This is a genomic window from Pseudomonas sp. NFX98 (assembly GCF_047784845.1).
GTDB lineage: Bacteria > Pseudomonadota > Gammaproteobacteria > Pseudomonadales > Pseudomonadaceae > Aquipseudomonas.
Genome location: NZ_JBLNNF010000007.1, coordinates 94,310 through 110,275, shown reverse-complemented (window position 1 = coordinate 110,275; position 15,966 = coordinate 94,310). Strand labels below are relative to the sequence as shown.

Annotated in this window: 12 protein-coding genes; 9 read left to right on the top strand and 3 right to left on the bottom strand. The window is 58.5% G+C overall.

Annotation, left to right across the window (positions count from 1 at the left end; genetic code table 11):
• Positions 1–76: 76 nt before the first annotated feature.
• From ACM110_RS11190 to ACM110_RS11180, 3 genes are all read left to right on the top strand, one after another.
• On the top strand, positions 77–859 hold the full coding sequence (locus tag ACM110_RS11190) for a class II aldolase/adducin family protein (protein ID WP_416127822.1): 783 nt from the start codon (positions 77–79) through the stop codon (positions 857–859).
• Positions 859–1,761, top strand: coding sequence for an alpha/beta fold hydrolase (locus tag ACM110_RS11185; protein ID WP_416127821.1), 903 nt, complete (start codon positions 859–861; stop codon positions 1,759–1,761). Before ACM110_RS11190 ends, ACM110_RS11185 begins: the two co-directional genes overlap by 1 nt.
• Positions 1,762–1,886: 125 nt before the next feature.
• Complete coding sequence (locus ACM110_RS11180) at positions 1,887–2,798, top strand: SDR family oxidoreductase (RefSeq protein ID WP_416127820.1); 912 nt, start codon at positions 1,887–1,889, stop codon at positions 2,796–2,798.
• Positions 2,799–2,847: 49 nt separating this feature from the next.
• Here ACM110_RS11180 and ACM110_RS11175 read toward each other — a convergent pair whose 3' ends face one another.
• Both ACM110_RS11175 and ACM110_RS11170 read right to left on the bottom strand, forming a co-directional pair.
• A complete protein-coding gene (locus ACM110_RS11175) occupies positions 2,848–3,108 on the bottom strand; it encodes an immunity protein (protein ID WP_416127819.1) in 261 nt (86 codons plus the stop codon).
• Positions 3,105–5,165 carry an S-type pyocin domain-containing protein gene (locus ACM110_RS11170; RefSeq protein ID WP_416127818.1) on the bottom strand — a complete coding sequence of 687 codons (2,061 nt, stop codon included), beginning with the start codon at positions 5,163–5,165 and terminating at the stop codon, positions 3,105–3,107. Before ACM110_RS11170 ends, ACM110_RS11175 begins: the two co-directional genes overlap by 4 nt.
• A 736-nt stretch (positions 5,166–5,901) precedes the next feature.
• On the opposite strand from ACM110_RS11170, the gene ACM110_RS11165 reads away from it, so the two are divergent.
• From ACM110_RS11165 to ACM110_RS11150, 4 genes are all read left to right on the top strand, one after another.
• Positions 5,902–7,695 (top strand): DUF1302 domain-containing protein, encoded by a 1,794-nt coding sequence (locus tag ACM110_RS11165; RefSeq protein ID WP_416127817.1) that lies wholly within the window; start codon positions 5,902–5,904, stop codon positions 7,693–7,695.
• A gap of 23 nt (positions 7,696–7,718) precedes the next feature.
• Positions 7,719–9,089, top strand: a complete 1,371-nt coding sequence (locus ACM110_RS11160) for a DUF1329 domain-containing protein (protein ID WP_416127816.1) — start codon at positions 7,719–7,721, stop codon at positions 9,087–9,089.
• Positions 9,090–9,229: 140 nt separating this feature from the next.
• The gene (locus tag ACM110_RS11155) at positions 9,230–11,776 is read left to right on the top strand and encodes a LuxR C-terminal-related transcriptional regulator (RefSeq protein ID WP_416127815.1); all 2,547 of its coding nucleotides are present in this window, start codon (positions 9,230–9,232) and stop codon (positions 11,774–11,776) included.
• A gap of 137 nt (positions 11,777–11,913) precedes the next feature.
• Positions 11,914–12,270 (top strand): hypothetical protein, encoded by a 357-nt coding sequence (locus ACM110_RS11150; RefSeq protein WP_416127814.1) that lies wholly within the window; start codon positions 11,914–11,916, stop codon positions 12,268–12,270.
• A gap of 112 nt (positions 12,271–12,382) precedes the next feature.
• Here the strand turns inward: ACM110_RS11150 and ACM110_RS11145 are convergent, their stop codons facing one another.
• Positions 12,383–13,180, bottom strand: coding sequence for an IclR family transcriptional regulator (locus ACM110_RS11145; protein WP_416127813.1), 798 nt, complete (start codon positions 13,178–13,180; stop codon positions 12,383–12,385).
• A gap of 165 nt (positions 13,181–13,345) precedes the next feature.
• Here ACM110_RS11145 and hmgA point away from each other — a divergent pair, with 165 nt between their 5' ends.
• Both hmgA and fahA read left to right on the top strand, forming a co-directional pair.
• Positions 13,346–14,650 (top strand): homogentisate 1,2-dioxygenase, encoded by a 1,305-nt coding sequence (hmgA, locus tag ACM110_RS11140; RefSeq protein WP_416127812.1) that lies wholly within the window; start codon positions 13,346–13,348, stop codon positions 14,648–14,650.
• A 3-nt stretch (positions 14,651–14,653) separates the two neighbouring features.
• On the top strand, positions 14,654–15,958 hold the full coding sequence (fahA, locus tag ACM110_RS11135; protein ID WP_416127811.1) for a fumarylacetoacetase: 1,305 nt from the start codon (positions 14,654–14,656) through the stop codon (positions 15,956–15,958).
• Positions 15,959–15,966: the final 8 nt, after the last annotated feature.

The window sequence follows — 15,966 nt, the reverse complement described above, 5'->3', positions numbered from 1 at the left end:
TACGCGAACCCGGAGGGCTGACTAGACTCGGTATTCATTGGAAACACTCCATAATAAAAACCAGAGGTTCCTAGCCGTGAGCGTAGCCCCCGTCCAATCGTCCCAGAGTGTCAAAGACCTGGTCAGCCCCGCCGAATGGCAGGCCCGCGTCGACCTCGCCGCCTGTTATCGCCTGGTGGCCCAGCATGGCTGGGATGATCTGATTTTCACCCACATCTCCGCCAAAGTTCCGGGCACTGAAGACTTCCTGATCAATCCGTTCGGCATGATGTTCCATGAAATCACCGCGTCGAGCCTGGTCAAGGTCGATCAGGCCGGCAACAAGCTGATGGACAGCCCTTACGAGATCAACCCTGCGGGCTACACCATCCACAGCGCGGTGCACGAAGTCCGTCACGATGTTGTCTGCGTGCTGCACACCCACACCGCATCCGGCGTCGCGGTGTCGGCGCAGAAACAAGGGATTTTGCCGATCAGCCAGCAGTCGTTGTTCGTCCTGTCCAGCCTGGCGTATCACGCTTACGAAGGCGTTGCGCTCAACCACGAAGAGAAAGCGCGACTGCAAGCCGACCTCGGCGAGAACAATTTCCTGATGCTGCACAACCACGGTCTGCTGACCTGCGGCAGCAGCATTGCCGACACGTTCCTGATGATGTTCACCTTCCAGCGCGCCTGCGATATCCAGGTCATGGCGCAGACCGGCGGCGCCGAACTGATCGCCATCGAACCGCAGATTCTGGCGGGAGCCAAAGCCATGATCGCCGGTGTCACAAAAAGTGCTCAAGGCATGGGCGGAGCGCTGGCGTGGCCGGCGTTGCTGCGCAAACTCGATAAACAAGACCCGGGATACAAACTCTGATGGCACTCGCCGAGATTCCCCTGTCGGTCTGGCGCAAACGCAGCCTGACATTCGTCTTCCGCGGCCAGCCCATTCGTTATTGGGCGGCGGGGCAGGGTGAGCCGCTGCTGCTCATTCATGGCTTTCCCAGCGCCAGTTGGGACTGGCATTACCTGTGGCAGCCGCTGGCTCAGCGCTATCGCGTGATCGCCTGCGACATGCTCGGCTTCGGCGACTCGGCCAAACCGGTGAACCACGACTACAGCTTGCTCAAGCAGGCTGATCTGCAACAGGCGCTGTTGGCTTACCTGGGTGTCGAACAACCGCTGCATGTGCTGGCCCACGATTATGGCGACAGCGTGGCTCAGGAACTGTTGGCCCGGCATTACGAATCACAGATCAATCTCGCCAGCTGTGTGTTTCTCAATGGTGGCCTGTTTCCTGAAACCCATCGTCCGGTGTTGATGCAAAAACTGCTGCTCAGTCCCTTGGGCTGGATGATTGGCCGCGCGTTCAGTCGTGATGGACTGGTGAAGAGTTTCCGCCAGATCTTCGGCCCACAGACTCGGCCCAGTGAAAGCCAGATGGATGACTTCTGGAGCCTGATCGAAAGCAATCACGGCCCACGGATCATGCACAGACTCATCACCTACATTCCCGAGCGGCGCACACAGCGCGAGCGCTGGGTCGGCGCGATGCAGCGCGGTGAAGTGCCGCTGCGGGTGATCGATGGCGAGGTCGACCCGATCTCCGGCGCACACATGGTCGCGCGCTACCGGGAGCTGATTCCCAACCCGGACGCGGTGTTGTTGAGCGACATCGGGCATTACCCGCAGATCGAGGCGCCGTGCCAGGTGCTCAAGCATTACCTGGCGTTTCGCGATCAGCTGTTGTCGCCGCCACTCAAAGTGGCTTGCTCTTGAGGGTTGGGGCTCATCATCCCCCAGCCTTATCGCACACCATTCAGCCTCCCCCCTGTTCATTGTGACACGCAGCGCCGTGCCTGAAACTCCAAGGCAATGTCCCTGGCCTGCTGGAGTTTCCCCACATGAACGAGTCTGTGCGCTTCGAAGATAAAGTCGTGATCATCACCGGTGCAGGTGGCGGCCTGGGACGGGCGCACGCACTGTTGTTCGCCAAACAGGGCGCGAAAGTGCTGGTCAACGACCTCGGCGGCTCGGCTCAAGGCGAAGGCGCGAACGCTTCGGCAGCGGATCGCGTGGTCGCGGAAATTCGCGAGGCTGGCGGCACAGCCGTGGCCAACCACGACTCGGTCACCGACGGCGACAAACTGGTCCAGCACGCCCTCGACGCCTTCGGCCGCGTCGACGTGGTGGTCAACAACGCCGGCATCCTGCGTGACAAGACCTTCCACAAAATGGACGACGCCGACTGGGACCTGGTTTACCGCGTCCACGTCGAAGGCGCCTACAAAGTCACCCGCGCCGCCTGGCCGCACATGCGCGAGCAAAACTACGGCCGGGTGATCTTCACCGCATCCACCTCAGGCATCTACGGCAACTTCGGCCAGTCCAACTACGGCATGGCCAAACTCGGCCTCTACGGCCTGACCCGCACCCTGGCCATCGAAGGCCGCAAGAACAACATCCTGGTCAACGCCATCGCCCCCACCGGCGGCACCCGCATGACCGAAGGCCTGATCCCGCCGCAAGTCTTCGAACAACTCAAACCGGAGCTGGTCAGCCCGCTGGTGGTGTACCTGGCCAGCGAAAACTGCCAGGAAACCTCCGGCCTGTTCGAAGTCGGTGGCGGCTGGATGGGCAAGGTGCGTTGGGAACGCAGCCTCGGCGCCGGGTTCGATCCACGGGTGGGGTTCTCCCCGGAAGATGTGGCTGCGCACTGGCAGCAGATCTGCGACTTCGAAGGGGCCGCGCATCCGAAGGACAATATTGAGGCGTTGAAGGAGATGATGGGGAATTTGCAGAAGTATTCGTTGTAAGGGAGAGTGGTGACCCCCCAAGCCGCTAGGTGCGGCTTGGGGGTTGATTTTATTCGGCGTAGCGTTTCTCTATGACGAACTGTGGTGGTTTCCAGTTAGGGCCTTTCACAGGGACAGGTCCTTCACCATTAGCGAGTACGCCTTCCTGGAAAAGTTGTGCATAAACTCGCAGTAGTTCTCCATTGGCAATAACTTCAAAGCGATATCGACTGAACATTCTATCCAACGATGGATATCCAAGGCCTACGCCGAATGCGGTCACAATATCTGCAATGGGTTCGTTTTTTACGATTTGCTCAATAGCGTTCACTGGACGCCTCCTTTAAGAAGATTTTCGTAGATTCGTTCGATTTGTTTATCGCCTGCATCGAGTGCGTCTGCGGAGTACAATAGTGAATCACTGGCGCCAAGCTTAAAATCTTCCAGTGTGGCTGTATGAGCGTTGTTCCATTCCGGCGAACCTTCTTCTGGCATAAAAACGTCACTTAGTCCCATGGCTCTGAATCTTTCCAGTTCCCGGATTTCATGAGTGTAATAGCGGCGGTCGGTATCAGTTAGAACCAATTCACCTTTCAGTACTTTCTCAAGGCGTCTGATCATAATGTCGTTGGCATCAGACTGATCGAGTCGAGCGGTATGAAGCCTTACCAGATCAACTCCTTGCCGGCTAACAGTTGCTGTTCTCCAGTCCAACTCCAGTATTGGCCCACCTGATTTTTCCGGATTGAATTTTCGCCCGCTGTGCATTCCCACTGCAGTGGCCCCGTCGTAAGGGGTGCTAAACACCACATACAGAGGTGGAACACCCGACTCAATCGGAAACACATAGATGAAACCACCAAAGCTGTAGAGATCCAGCGCTGGAGATGTATCTATCCGTCCTTCGAGGGCTGTGAGTGTTGCGCCTTCGTAGGCGACAACATTCGGCTCATGTACCGGAAGCACCGTCGATTCATCTACCGGCCTGACAATCGGTGTCCAGGTCATGCCGATGCCCGGAGCATCAGGGTGATGGGTGCTGTAAACGTTTAGAACTGGATCATAAGTGGCGAGCCGCACCGGGACTTTGTCAGGCACTGTGGTGCCATTTGCAGCGGCAACAACGAACTCCGTGGTGTTCTCTGTAGTTTTGGAGCCCAGCGCAACCGGCAGTTCGATTTCCCCATTGGCCTCGGCAATGGCATACAAGCCATCGGCGTCGTATGTCGTGAGATCCGAGAGTGGGACGCTCAAAGTGTGCGGTTCTTGTTTATCCCGTAGCGCGTAATAAACCAGCGCTGCGACACCAACGACTATCACCGCACCTGACGCTGTTCCGACGACTGCTGCCGAAGCCGTGATTGCTGCGGCCACAGCCGATCGGAGAGCTGTCCTGATCGCGATAGTCGTTGCCGCATCGACTGCCAGAGTTCCTGCTCCGACGGCAAATACCGCACCATTTGCAGCCGCCGCGCCCGAGACGGGAAACGGGCGAATGCCTTGAACGGCATTCAACGATTCCATGGACTCACGCAGCGTTTTTTCCTGCACTTGTCGTTCATTTTCGAGGCGCAGTAGTTCGGCTTGCCGTTGAACCTCTGCCTCGGCTTCGAGGCGAGCCTGTTCAGCCGCGAAGTACTGAGCGGCGGCTTCCGCGGTAATTCGGGCTTGTTCGGCGGCCACTCGCTCGGCTTCTGCCAATGCGGCTAATCGCGCCTGCTCTTGAGCATGTGCCAGCGCTTCAGTTTCCGCCCTGATGCGTGCTTGTTCAGTGGCTTGCATGACACTGGAGGTGTGTTGAAGAATGGCGGTTCGCTGCTGGAGTGACTGGAGGGTTTGAGCCAGTAATCTTGCTTCGATCGCGGCTCTAAGCGATTGATGCAACGCTTGCATGGCAATGCCATTTGGGCCAGGCCACTTCTCTATTTTTGTGGCCCTTATCATGAATACGTTGATATGCCGATTAAATGGATCACCTCCATAAAACGCATGGGCAGTAGCAGTGTTGACGTAGAATTGTGTGGTTTTACGCTCTGTAAGTTTGCTCAGTACCCCTAATTCCCGAGCAACTGATTGCAGTGGTGGAACCGGGTTCGTCGGGCCTTCGAGTCGAGTTGTTGAAAGTTCTAATTCGATTGTTTGCGGTAATTGGCCGAGCCTGATCTGATATTCCTGTTCCAGCGCCCGAGTGGTGTTTAACACGGTGCCTCGATTTTGATTGTAAGTTGATACTCCGGGGCCGAAGGGGCCCGCTTGCAGATTGTTTCCCGCTCGAGCAGGGGAAATAAAATGATCGGGTGCTACCCCGACTATATCGACAGGGGTATCTATTTCAAGAAAGCCCGGTCTCGACTTTTGGTCCTTGGGTCGCGTTGGTGGTCTTTGCATATTCATATCCTTTTGAGTTTGCACGTTGTAGGAATGCAAGTTTCGGCATGCTTACGCTGCAAGCTTTTCTTGCCATTTCAAGTTACAGCGGAATGAAAAGTAATGTGTCTGAGAGCTATGTAGGCTTTTACATAGAGAATTGAGTGATGTTTCAGGAGATTTGGAGCAAAGACGAAGTTGTCTTCTGTGTAGAAAGGATCTTTCCTATGCCGTTATAGGAAGTGTATTGTAGGACTGGTTTTAAACACCAAGTGTGACGGGCAGGCTGATAAAACAAACGCCCATAAAAAAGGCCGCTGCAAACGCAGCGGCCAAAGCAAGACGTTGGATCCAGGAGCTACAAATCAACGTCGGTGTACTCGGGGGCGATGAGTCGAAACGCTTCAACTCACCTGAAATCTGTTGCGAATGGCGAAGGTTGGATCACCTGTCGTCGCTTCGCGCTTTCCGGCTATTTTCCGTGGAAGCCCGGTAAGAATAAGTCTTTGCCGGCAAAGGAAAAACAGCGTTTCCGGACATGCACCGTTACCGCTTGCGTAACAGTCGTGTGAGCCCAGCGTAGCCCATGATTTCGACTTATGCCGCCACATCCAGTGAATCTATGCCCCGTGCAATCGCCCGTGCCATAGGGCCAGTCATCCTTTAGAGGTACATCACGAATACCTCCTTGGTGCGCTTATCGCCCCAGGCACGCGGCAGTAGGGTGAGGCCTTCTTTCACTCACCGGGGAAGACGCATGACAAAAACAACAATGCGCGCCATCTTCACACCGCAGGCGCTGGCCGCTGCGGTTGCCTTGGGCTGCTGTGCCCAGGCGCAGGCTGTTTCATTCAACATCGGGGAAATCGAAGGGACGTTCGACTCTTCGCTGTCGGTCGGCGCGAGCTGGGGCATGCGCGATGCGGATGACTCACTGGTGGGTATCCCCAATGGTGGTAGCGGGCAAGCTTCGACCGGCGACGACGGGCGGCAGAATTTCAAGAAAGGTGAAACCTTTTCGAAGATCTTCAAAGGTATCCACGACCTCGAACTGAAGTACGGCGATACCGGTGTGTTCGTGCGCGGCAAGTACTGGTACGACTTTGAACTCAAGGACGAAGACCGGCCGTTCAAGCCGATCAGTGATCACAATCGCAAAGAAGGTTCCAAGTCGTCCGGTGGGCAGATCCTCGACGCGTTCGTCTATCACAACTATTCCATTGCCGATCTGCCGGGCACGGTGCGTGCGGGTAAACAGGTGGTCAGTTGGGGCGAAAGTACCTTCATCGGCAACTCGATCAACAGCATCAACCCGGTCGACGTTTCCGCTTTCCGTCGTCCTGGCGCCGAGATCAAGGAAGGGCTGATTCCGGTCAACATGTTGTTCGCTTCGCAAGGCCTGACGGACAAGTTGACGGTAGAAGGTTTCTATCAGCTGGAGTGGGACCAGACCGTCGTCGACAACTGCGGCACCTTCTTCGGGGTCGACGTGGTGGCGGACGGTTGCGACAAGGGTTACACCGTCGCCAGCCCGGCCATTGCCCCGTTGCAGCCGGTAGCCGCTGCGTTTGGCCAAGGTTTTGAGGTGACAAAGGAAGGTGTGGTCGTTCCCCGTGGCGGCGACCGTGATGCCCGCGATTCCGGACAGTGGGGTACGGCGCTGCGCTGGTTGGGTGACGACACCGAGTACGGCCTGTATTTCATGAACTACCACAGTCGCACGCCGAACGTCGGCACGACGACCGCCGGCCTTGCGACGTTGGCGACCATTCCGCGCATCGTGACCACGGCCAACGGCATTGCCCCTGGCAGTGGTTCGGGGCTGGCGCAAAGTGTGATGCTCGGGCGCGGCCAGTATTACCTCGAATACCCTGAAGACATTCGCTTGTATGGCGCGAGTTTCGCCACCACGTTGTCCACCGGTACGGCGTGGTCCGGCGAGATCAGCTATCGGCCGAATCTGCCGGTACAGGTCAACACCAACGACCTGACCCTGGCGATGCTCAATCCCATCGCCGGTGGCACGGCATCACCCATCGCCACCTCGCCCGACGCCGACAACAAAGGTTATCGGCGCAAGGAAGTGACGCAGGTGCAGAGCACGCTGACGCACTTCATCGACCAGATTGCCGGTGCCGATCGCCTGACCCTGGTGGGCGAAGCGGCGGTGGTGCATGTCGGTGGCCTGGAGTCCCGTAGCAACCTGCGTTACGGCCGCGACTCGGTGTACGGCCAGTATGGTTTCGGCGGTGATACCGACGGTTTCGTGACCTCGACCTCGTGGGGTTATCGGGCGCGGGCGATCCTCGATTACAACAACGTGATCGCCGGGATCAACTTCAAACCCAACCTGTCCTGGTCCCACGACGTCGCCGGTTACGGCCCCAACGGGTTGTTCAACGAGGGCGCCAAGGCCGTCAGCCTCGGCGTCGATGCGGACTACCGCAACACCTACACCGCAAGCCTCAGTTACACCGATTTCTTCGGCGGTGACTACAACGTGCTCGAAGACCGCGACTTCGTGGCGTTGAGCTTTGGCGTGAACTTCTGATCTGGCTGAAAAGGATGAATTCAATGCGCAAGATGATTCTGCAATTGGGCACCGCCCTGGCCTTGAGCGTGCTGGCCGTGAATGTGATGGCAGCGGTGTCACCGGAAGAAGCGAACAAGCTCGGCACCACGCTCACGCCGCTGGGGGGCGAGAAGGCCGGCAATGCCGATGGCTCGATTCCGCCGTGGACCGGTGGCATTCCGAAAAACGCTGGCGCGGTGGACAGCAAGGGTTTCCTTGCCGATCCGTTCGCCAATGAAAAACCGCTGTTCACCATCACCGCGGCAACGGTCGACAAGTACAAGGACAAGCTGTCCGACGGGCAGGTCGCGATGTTCAAGCGCTATCCTGAAACCTACAAGATTCCGGTCTATCCAAGTCATCGCACGGCAGCTCTGCCGCCGGAAGTTTACGAGGCGGCCAAGCGCAGTGCGCTTAACGTAACGCCGACCAACGATGGTAACGGCCTGGCCAATTTCACCGGCAATCGCTATTACGCCTTCCCGATTCCGAAGAACGGCGTCGAGGTGATCTGGAACCACATCACCCGTTATCACGGCGGCAATTTGCGTCGCACCATTACCCAGGCAACACCACAATCCAACGGTGACTTCACCGTTATCCGCTTCAAGGACGAAGTGGCCGTGCCGTCGCTGCTGGGGGATTTGAAACCGGGCAGCGATGACAACGTGCTCAACTATTTCAAACAGGAAGTGACCGCGCCGGCGCGGTTGGCGGGCAACGTGCTGCTGGTTCACGAAACCCTCGATCAGGTCCTGGAGCCGCGCAAGGCGTGGATCTACAACGCCGGACAGCGACGCGTGCGACGTGCACCGCAAGTGGCGTATGACGGTGTGGGCACCTCGTCCGATGGATTGCGCACCACAGACAACTTCGACATGTTTTCCGGCGCCCCGGACCGCTACGACTGGAAACTTATCGGCAAGAAGGAAATGTACATTCCGTACAACAGCTACAAACTCGACTCGCCTGACCTGAAATACACCGATGTGATCAAGGCCGGTCACATCAATCAGGACCTGACCCGCTATGAATTGCACCGGGTCTGGGAAGTGGTGGCCACGGTCAAGCCGAATGAGCGGCACGTGTACGCCAAGCGCCACATGTACATCGACGAAGATACCTGGCAGGTGGCGCTGGCCGATCACTATGACGGTCGCGGTCAACTCTGGCGGGTGGCCGAAGGGCATGCGCAGTTCTACTACGATCATCAGGTGCCGGCCTATACCGTCGAAGCGCTGTATGACCTGATTGCCGGTCGCTACATCGCCCTCGGGATGAAGAACGAGGAGAAACGCAGCTTCGAATTCAACATCGCGGCAAAAGCCGGGGACTACACGCCAGCGGCACTGCGGAGTACGGGTGTGAGGTAATCGTCCTACAGGCTCCTACACAAAAAGGTGACTTCGCGGTCACCTTTTTTATGGCTGCAAATCAGTCTGCTGAATACTTCTTCAACAAGCGCTCGGGAGGGGGCTAGGGTGGCGCCACAACTATAACAAGGCGCATCACTATGACTGCCATGACGACGTGTCTGGACCGTCCTGGACTTCTGCCTCGCTTGTCTTCCCATCATCAGCCCCGCGAGCGACTGGTCGAGCCTTTGCTGGTCTCGACGGCGCGGGTGAAATTGCTCTGTGCACCGGCCGGCAGCGGCAAGAGTGCGCTGCTCACCGAGTGCCTGTTGCGTGCGCCGGCGCATTGTCGGGTGTATTGGCTGCCGCTGGCGGGTGAGCCGTTGAGTGCTGCCGATTTGTTGCAGCGGTTGGCGCAGGTGCTGGGACTCGGAACAGAGGACGAGCCTGCCTTGCTGGATTACCTGGCCCGGTTACAGACACCGACCTGGCTGTTTATCGATGACTACTGCCGCGTTACCAATCCTGAGCTCGACCGTTTACTGGATCGTTTACTGGCTGTCAGAAGCCCTGTGTTGAATTGGTGGCTGGGCTCGCGTCGCCGACCCGCCTGCAACTGGCCCCGCCTGTTGCTCGATGACGAGTTGTACGAGTACGACGGGCATGCTTTGACGTTCACCGAACGTGACGTCGAGCAGATGCTCGGCCATGTCGAGCCGTCGCGCGTGACAAGCATCGCCAGGCGAGTGATTCAGCGTAGCGGCGGTTGGTGCGCCGGTGTGCGCATTGCCTTGCTCGACGGCTGCCAGTGGGCTGCCGGACAGGACAAGCAGGAACGTTCGGCGACATTGCTCGATTACTTGCAGCATGAACTGTTCAACACCTTGCCCCCCGAGCTGGTGGAAACCTGGCAGGTGCTGGCCCATTTGCCGCGATTCAATGCTCGCCTGTGCGAGCATCTGTTCGGCGCCGGTGAAGGCGCAAAAGGGTTGCAGACCTTGCAGGACATGGGCTGTTTCATCGAGCCGTGGGAAGACTCTGTCGACTGGCTGCGCGTCTACGTGCCCCTGGCCCGGGCCATGCGTGACGAGCAGGGTTCGGCCGGTCGTTCCTGGCATCGCCGCGCGTGCCAATGGTTCTGCGCCGAGGAAGACTGGCAGGGGGCGTTCGAACAGGCGCTGCTGGCCGAAGAGTTCGAAGCCGCGGTGAGTCTGTTGCAGCATTTCAGTTTTGAGCATCTGTTCCGACGCGAGAATGTGCGCCTGCTGTTGAACCTGCACGAGCGCCAGGGCCAGGAGTTGACCCTCGGGTCGCCGCAATTGGTCGGGCTGATCACGGCGGCGCTTTTGTTTGCCGGACGCTTCGATCAGGCAGCGGAGTGCATCGAGCAAATGGCGCGGTTCGCGCCGCAGCCGACGGCAACGTCACAGCGGCAACTGCTGGCGCGTTGGCAGGCGCAGCAAGGCTGGCTGCTGCATTTGCAGGGGCGCATGGCGGCGGCGCGCGGGCACTTTATCGAGGCGCTGGCCGAGCTGGGCGCGGACGCCTGGCCGGCGCGATTATTGTGCCTGTCCGGGTTGACCCAACAGGCGCTCCTCAATGCCGAGCTCGATGTCGCGCAGGCGCTCAACCGTGACGCACTGTGCCTGGCGCGTGCGCAAGGTTCGTTGCTGTTCGAAGGCTTGCTCGAACTGGATCACGCGCAATTGCTGGAGCAACGCGGCGCTCCCCGGCGTGCCGAAAGCCTGTTGGCCGATGTTCATGAGTTGTTGTCTCGACAGGCTGATCGTCCGACGCCGCTGCTGGGGCGGATTGCCTTGCGGCGCGGGCGCTTGGCGCTGAGTCAGGGGCAAGACGACGTGGCCGGTGAATTCTTCCACAGCGGTCTTCAGGACTGCCTGCTCAGTCACGACAAGCGTGCGTTGTATGGCTTTCTCGGGCAGGCCCAGGTGGCGGCCAGTCAACGCGATTACGCCCATGCGTTTGACCGCTTGCGTGATGCCGAGCGGTTGATGCAACAGCGGCAAATTCCGGACACGGTGTATCGCGGAGTTCTGCTGCAGATCAGCAGCCACTTCTGGCTTCAGCAAGGGCGGCCACAACTGGCCCATGAAGCACTGACTCGCGTATTGCGCCATTACCGCGGCCCTCATGCCCGACAGGCGCCTCCGGCTACCGTGCAACTGATCGCACGGATCGAGTACTTGCTGGTGCTCGCCGAAACCCATCTGCAACTGACGAAGCAGCCCTTGGAGCGGCTCAAGCTCTTGCTCGATCAAGCGCAACAGCATGGGCTGCTGGCGTTGGAAGCGGAACTGCAACTGGTCATCTGCGAAGTGGCGGACCTGACTGGTGAGCCTGACTTGGCGAGATCGGCTTTGCAGGCTGGTCTCGCCTTGGTAAGGCGTTGCCAATTGCAGCAGGCCTTGAACGAATTGCGCTTGCGTCAGCCGACGTTGCTCAGTCGTCTGGGAGTGAATGATGAAGAGCCTGCGGCGGCTCTGGACAGCAATCCATTGAGCGGACGTGAGTTGGAGGTGCTAAGCCAGATCGCCAAGGGCAACTCCAATCAACAGATTGCTGACCTGTTGTTCATATCGCTACATACGGTAAAAACCCATGCGCGACGTATCAACGGGAAGTTAGGTGTAGAGCGCAGGACCCAGGCTGTGGCGCGGGCGAAAGAACTTGGGTTGATTGTTTAGTTGCTTTTGATTTCTCGATTCACGAATGAATACAAGTCTGTGGTGTACTTCAGGTGTAGGGGTGTTTATAAGTTTTTCGTCGGTCTTGGTTTTATTAGGCGCCGAACCGATCCCACTTATTTGAAAGGATGCTACGGATGAGTAATGATTTGCTGAAGGGAGTTAGTGAAAAGCTTGCAGAAATATTCGAGGGGATGGGCCACGCAATTGATGTGGATAAAACTTATCTTACGTCGGTGGTGGTCAATGAACAGGGTAAGCAGGTGGTCGATTACTCGGAAAGCCTGAGTTGGGCGATAATGGAAAAAGTACAAGCGAACGAACTGCCGGATTTCAAAGAGGATTTTGCAGGGGTGTTTTTCAAGCAGTGGACTTTTGATCCTGCTTATCGAGTTGCCAGTGTGGATGTGATCGATGTAAATAATAGTGGTCGATTTATTGTTCGGTCTTATCGGGATGAAAAGCGCGCAGTGAAATCGACGGTTTCTGAGTGAGGTTGTCTTTCTCAAATTAAGTATGTGCATGCAATAAACATTGAAAAGCAGTTGTTATTAACTTATCCCTGCGGGTAGAAGCCGCTGGAATAAGTTAACGGTAAGCATGCTTTCAATGGGGTGCGGCAGGCTCATACCCCATCCGCCAGCTTACGGCCCGCGTCGCCGCCAGCAATCGCTGCGCCGCCGGGCCGTTTTCATCGGCATGAAACAACGATGTCGGGCCGACCACGGTCAGCACCGCCACGACATTGCCCATCGCGTTCAATACCGGTGCCGACAAGGCATCCACGCCGGGCATCAGCAAGCCATGCACATGGTGCAGGCCGCGTGCGCGGATCTGCTCGCACATTTCGGCGTAGGCCTGATCGTCTGCCAGTGCGTGAGTTGCGTGGCGCTGCAACTCCTGTTCGCGCAGGTCCACGGTTTCGCGCTTTGGCAGGTAGGCGCCAAACACCAGTCCCGTCGAGGAACTGAGCAGCGGCAACACCGAGCCCAATTGCGTGACCACCGTGACCGCACGCACCGCCGGTTCGATGCGCACCACCGTCGCGCCCTGATTACCCCACACCGCCAGAAAGCAGGTTTCGTTCAAGTCGTCGCGTAACTCGGCCAAGGGCAGGGCGGCGACTTTCATCACGTCCATACTGTTGAGTGCCGCCAGGCCCACGCGCAAGGCCTCACGACCCAGGCCGTAATGGTTGGTCGCAGCGTTCTGTTCGGCAAAGCCGCTGGCGATCAGGGCCTGCAAATAGCGGTGAACCTTGCTCGCCGGCATCCGCACGTGTTCTGCCAGGCGCGAGAGTGACGTCGAGGGCGACAACTCGGCCAACGCCTTGAGGATGTCGGTACCCACCTCGGCGGAGCGGACTTTCTGTTTACCGTTGCTGTCGCTGGTGGGCTTTTCCATGGTGGCGCTGGGATCCGGGGATGAATGGGCGTCTTTATAGCTTGACGGTCAATACCAATCAAATTACGTTATGCGTAATCGAATTACGATAAAAATAACCCCGGCGTGCCACAAGCTCTGCAACAGAGCGATCGGCGACCGCCGACTCCCTGTTCAGGAGGCTCCATGAACCTCGATTCAACGACGCCAGCGCTGGCTTATCAGTCAGGCTTCGGCAACGAATTCAGCAGCGAAGCGTTGCCCGGCGCACTCCCGGTCGGCCAGAACGCGCCGCAAAAAGCCCCTTACGGCCTCTACACCGAACTGTTCTCCGGCACCGCATTCACCATGGCCCGCAGCGAAGCGCGACGGACGTGGATGTATCGCATCCAGCCGTCGGCCAATCATCCGGCGTTCGTCAAACTCGATCGGCAACTGGCAGGCGGACCATTGGGTGAAGTAACCCCCAATCGCCTGCGCTGGAATGCCCTGGAGATTCCCGCCGAACCGACCGATTTCCTCGATGGTCTGGTGAGCATGGCGGCCAATTCCGGCGCCGATAAACCGGCCGGTATCAGCATCTACAACTATCTCGCCAACCGCTCAATGGAGCGGGTGTTCTTCAATGCCGACGGCGAAATGCTGCTGGTGCCGCAACTGGGCCGCCTGCGCATCGCTACAGAACTCGGTGTACTGGAAGTGGCGCCGCTGGAAATTGCCGTACTGCCACGGGGTTTGAAATTCCGCGTCGAGCTACTCGATCCACAGGCCCGCGGCTACATCGCCGAGAACCATGGCGCGCCGCTGCGCCTGCCGGATCTGGGGCCGATCGGCAGCAACGGCCTGGCCAATCCACGGGACTTCCTGACCCCGGTCGCGGCTTACGAAAACCTTCAACAACCCACTACGTTGGTGCAAAAATTCCTCGGCCAGTTGTGGGGCTGCGAACTCAATCATTCGCCGCTGAACGTCGTCGCCTGGCACGGCAACAACGTGCCGTACAAATATGACCTGCGTCGCTTCAACACCATCGGCACTGTCAGCTTCGATCACCCGGATCCGTCGATCTTCACCGTGCTGACCTCGCCGACCAGCGTTCACGGTCTGGCCAACCTCGACTTCGTGATCTTCCCGCCACGCTGGATGGTGGCCGAAAACACCTTCCGTCCACCGTGGTTCCACCGCAACCTGATGAACGAATTCATGGGCCTGATCCAGGGCGAATACGACGCCAAGGCCGAAGGTTTCGTGCCGGGTGGCGCTTCGCTGCACAGCTGCATGAGCGCCCACGGCCCGGATGGTGAAACGTGCACCAAAGCGATCAACGCGGACCTCAAGCCGACGAAAATCGACAACACCATGGCCTTCATGTTCGAGACCAGCCAAGTGCTGCGTCCGAGCCGTTTCGCCCTTGATTGCCCGCAACTGCAAACCACTTACGATGCTTGCTGGGCCACGCTGCCCGCCACTTTCGACCCGACCCGGAGATAACCCATGACGCAGACTTCAATCACTCGCAGCTGGGTCGCTTCCGCCAACGGCCATGCTGATTTCCCGCTGCAAAACCTGCCACTGGGCGTGTTCAGCGTGAAGGGTTCGGCGCCACGCAGCGGCGTCGCCATCGGTGAACATATTTTCGATCTGGAGGCTGCGCTCGATGCCGGCCTGTTCGACGGTGCGGCGAAGGCAGCGGTCGAAGCCACTCGTGGCGGTCAGCTCAATGCGTTCTTCGAACTGGGTCGTGAAGCGCGCTTGGCACTGCGCGAACGCCTGCTGGAACTGTTCGCCGAAGGCAGCACCCTGCACGGCAAGATCGAAGCCCAAGGTGCAAAACTGCTGCCACTGGCAGCGGATTGCGAGATGCACCTGCCAGCGAAAATCAACGATTACACCGACTTTTATGTCGGCATCGAGCATGCGCAAAACGTCGGCAAACTGTTCCGCCCGGACAACCCGTTGCTGCCAAACTACAAGTACGTGCCGATCGGTTATCACGGTCGCGCTTCGACCATTCGCCCGTCCGGCACCGAGGTGCGTCGTCCGAAAGGCCAGACGCTGCCGGCCGGTCAGACCGAGCCGACCTTTGGTCCATGCGAGCGCCTGGATTACGAACTGGAACTGGGCATCTGGATCGGCCAGGGCAACGACATGGGCGACTCCATCGCAATCGGTGACGCCGCTGATCACATCGCCGGTTTCTGCCTGCTCAACGACTGGTCGGCGCGGGACATCCAGGCCTGGGAATACCAGCCGCTGGGGCCGTTCCTGTCGAAGAGTTTCATCACCAGCATCTCGCCTTGGGTCGTCACGGCCGAAGCGCTGGAACCGTTCCGTCGTGCCCAGCCTGCGCGCCCTGAAGGCGATCCGCAGCCGCTGCCGTACCTGTTCGACAAACGCGATCAGGCGGCTGGCGGCTTCGACATCGAACTGGAAGTGCTGCTGCTCACCGAAGCCATGCACGAACAGAACCTGCCGGCCCATCGCCTGACCCTGAGCAACTCGAAACACATGTACTGGACCGTGGCGCAAATGGTCGCGCACCACAGCGTCAACGGCTGCCAGTTGCAGGCCGGTGACCTGTTTGGCTCGGGGACTTTGTCGGGACCGGAAAACGGTCAGTTCGGCAGCCTGCTGGAAATCACCGAGGGCGGTAAAAAGCCGATCGAACTGGCCTCGGGCGAAGTGCGCAAGTTCCTTGAGGACGGCGACGAAATCATTCTGCGCGGCCGTTGCAGCCGCGAAGGTTTCGCCTCCATCGGTTTCGGCGAATGCCGTGGCAAAGTGCTGCCGGCGCGCTAAGGGGAACG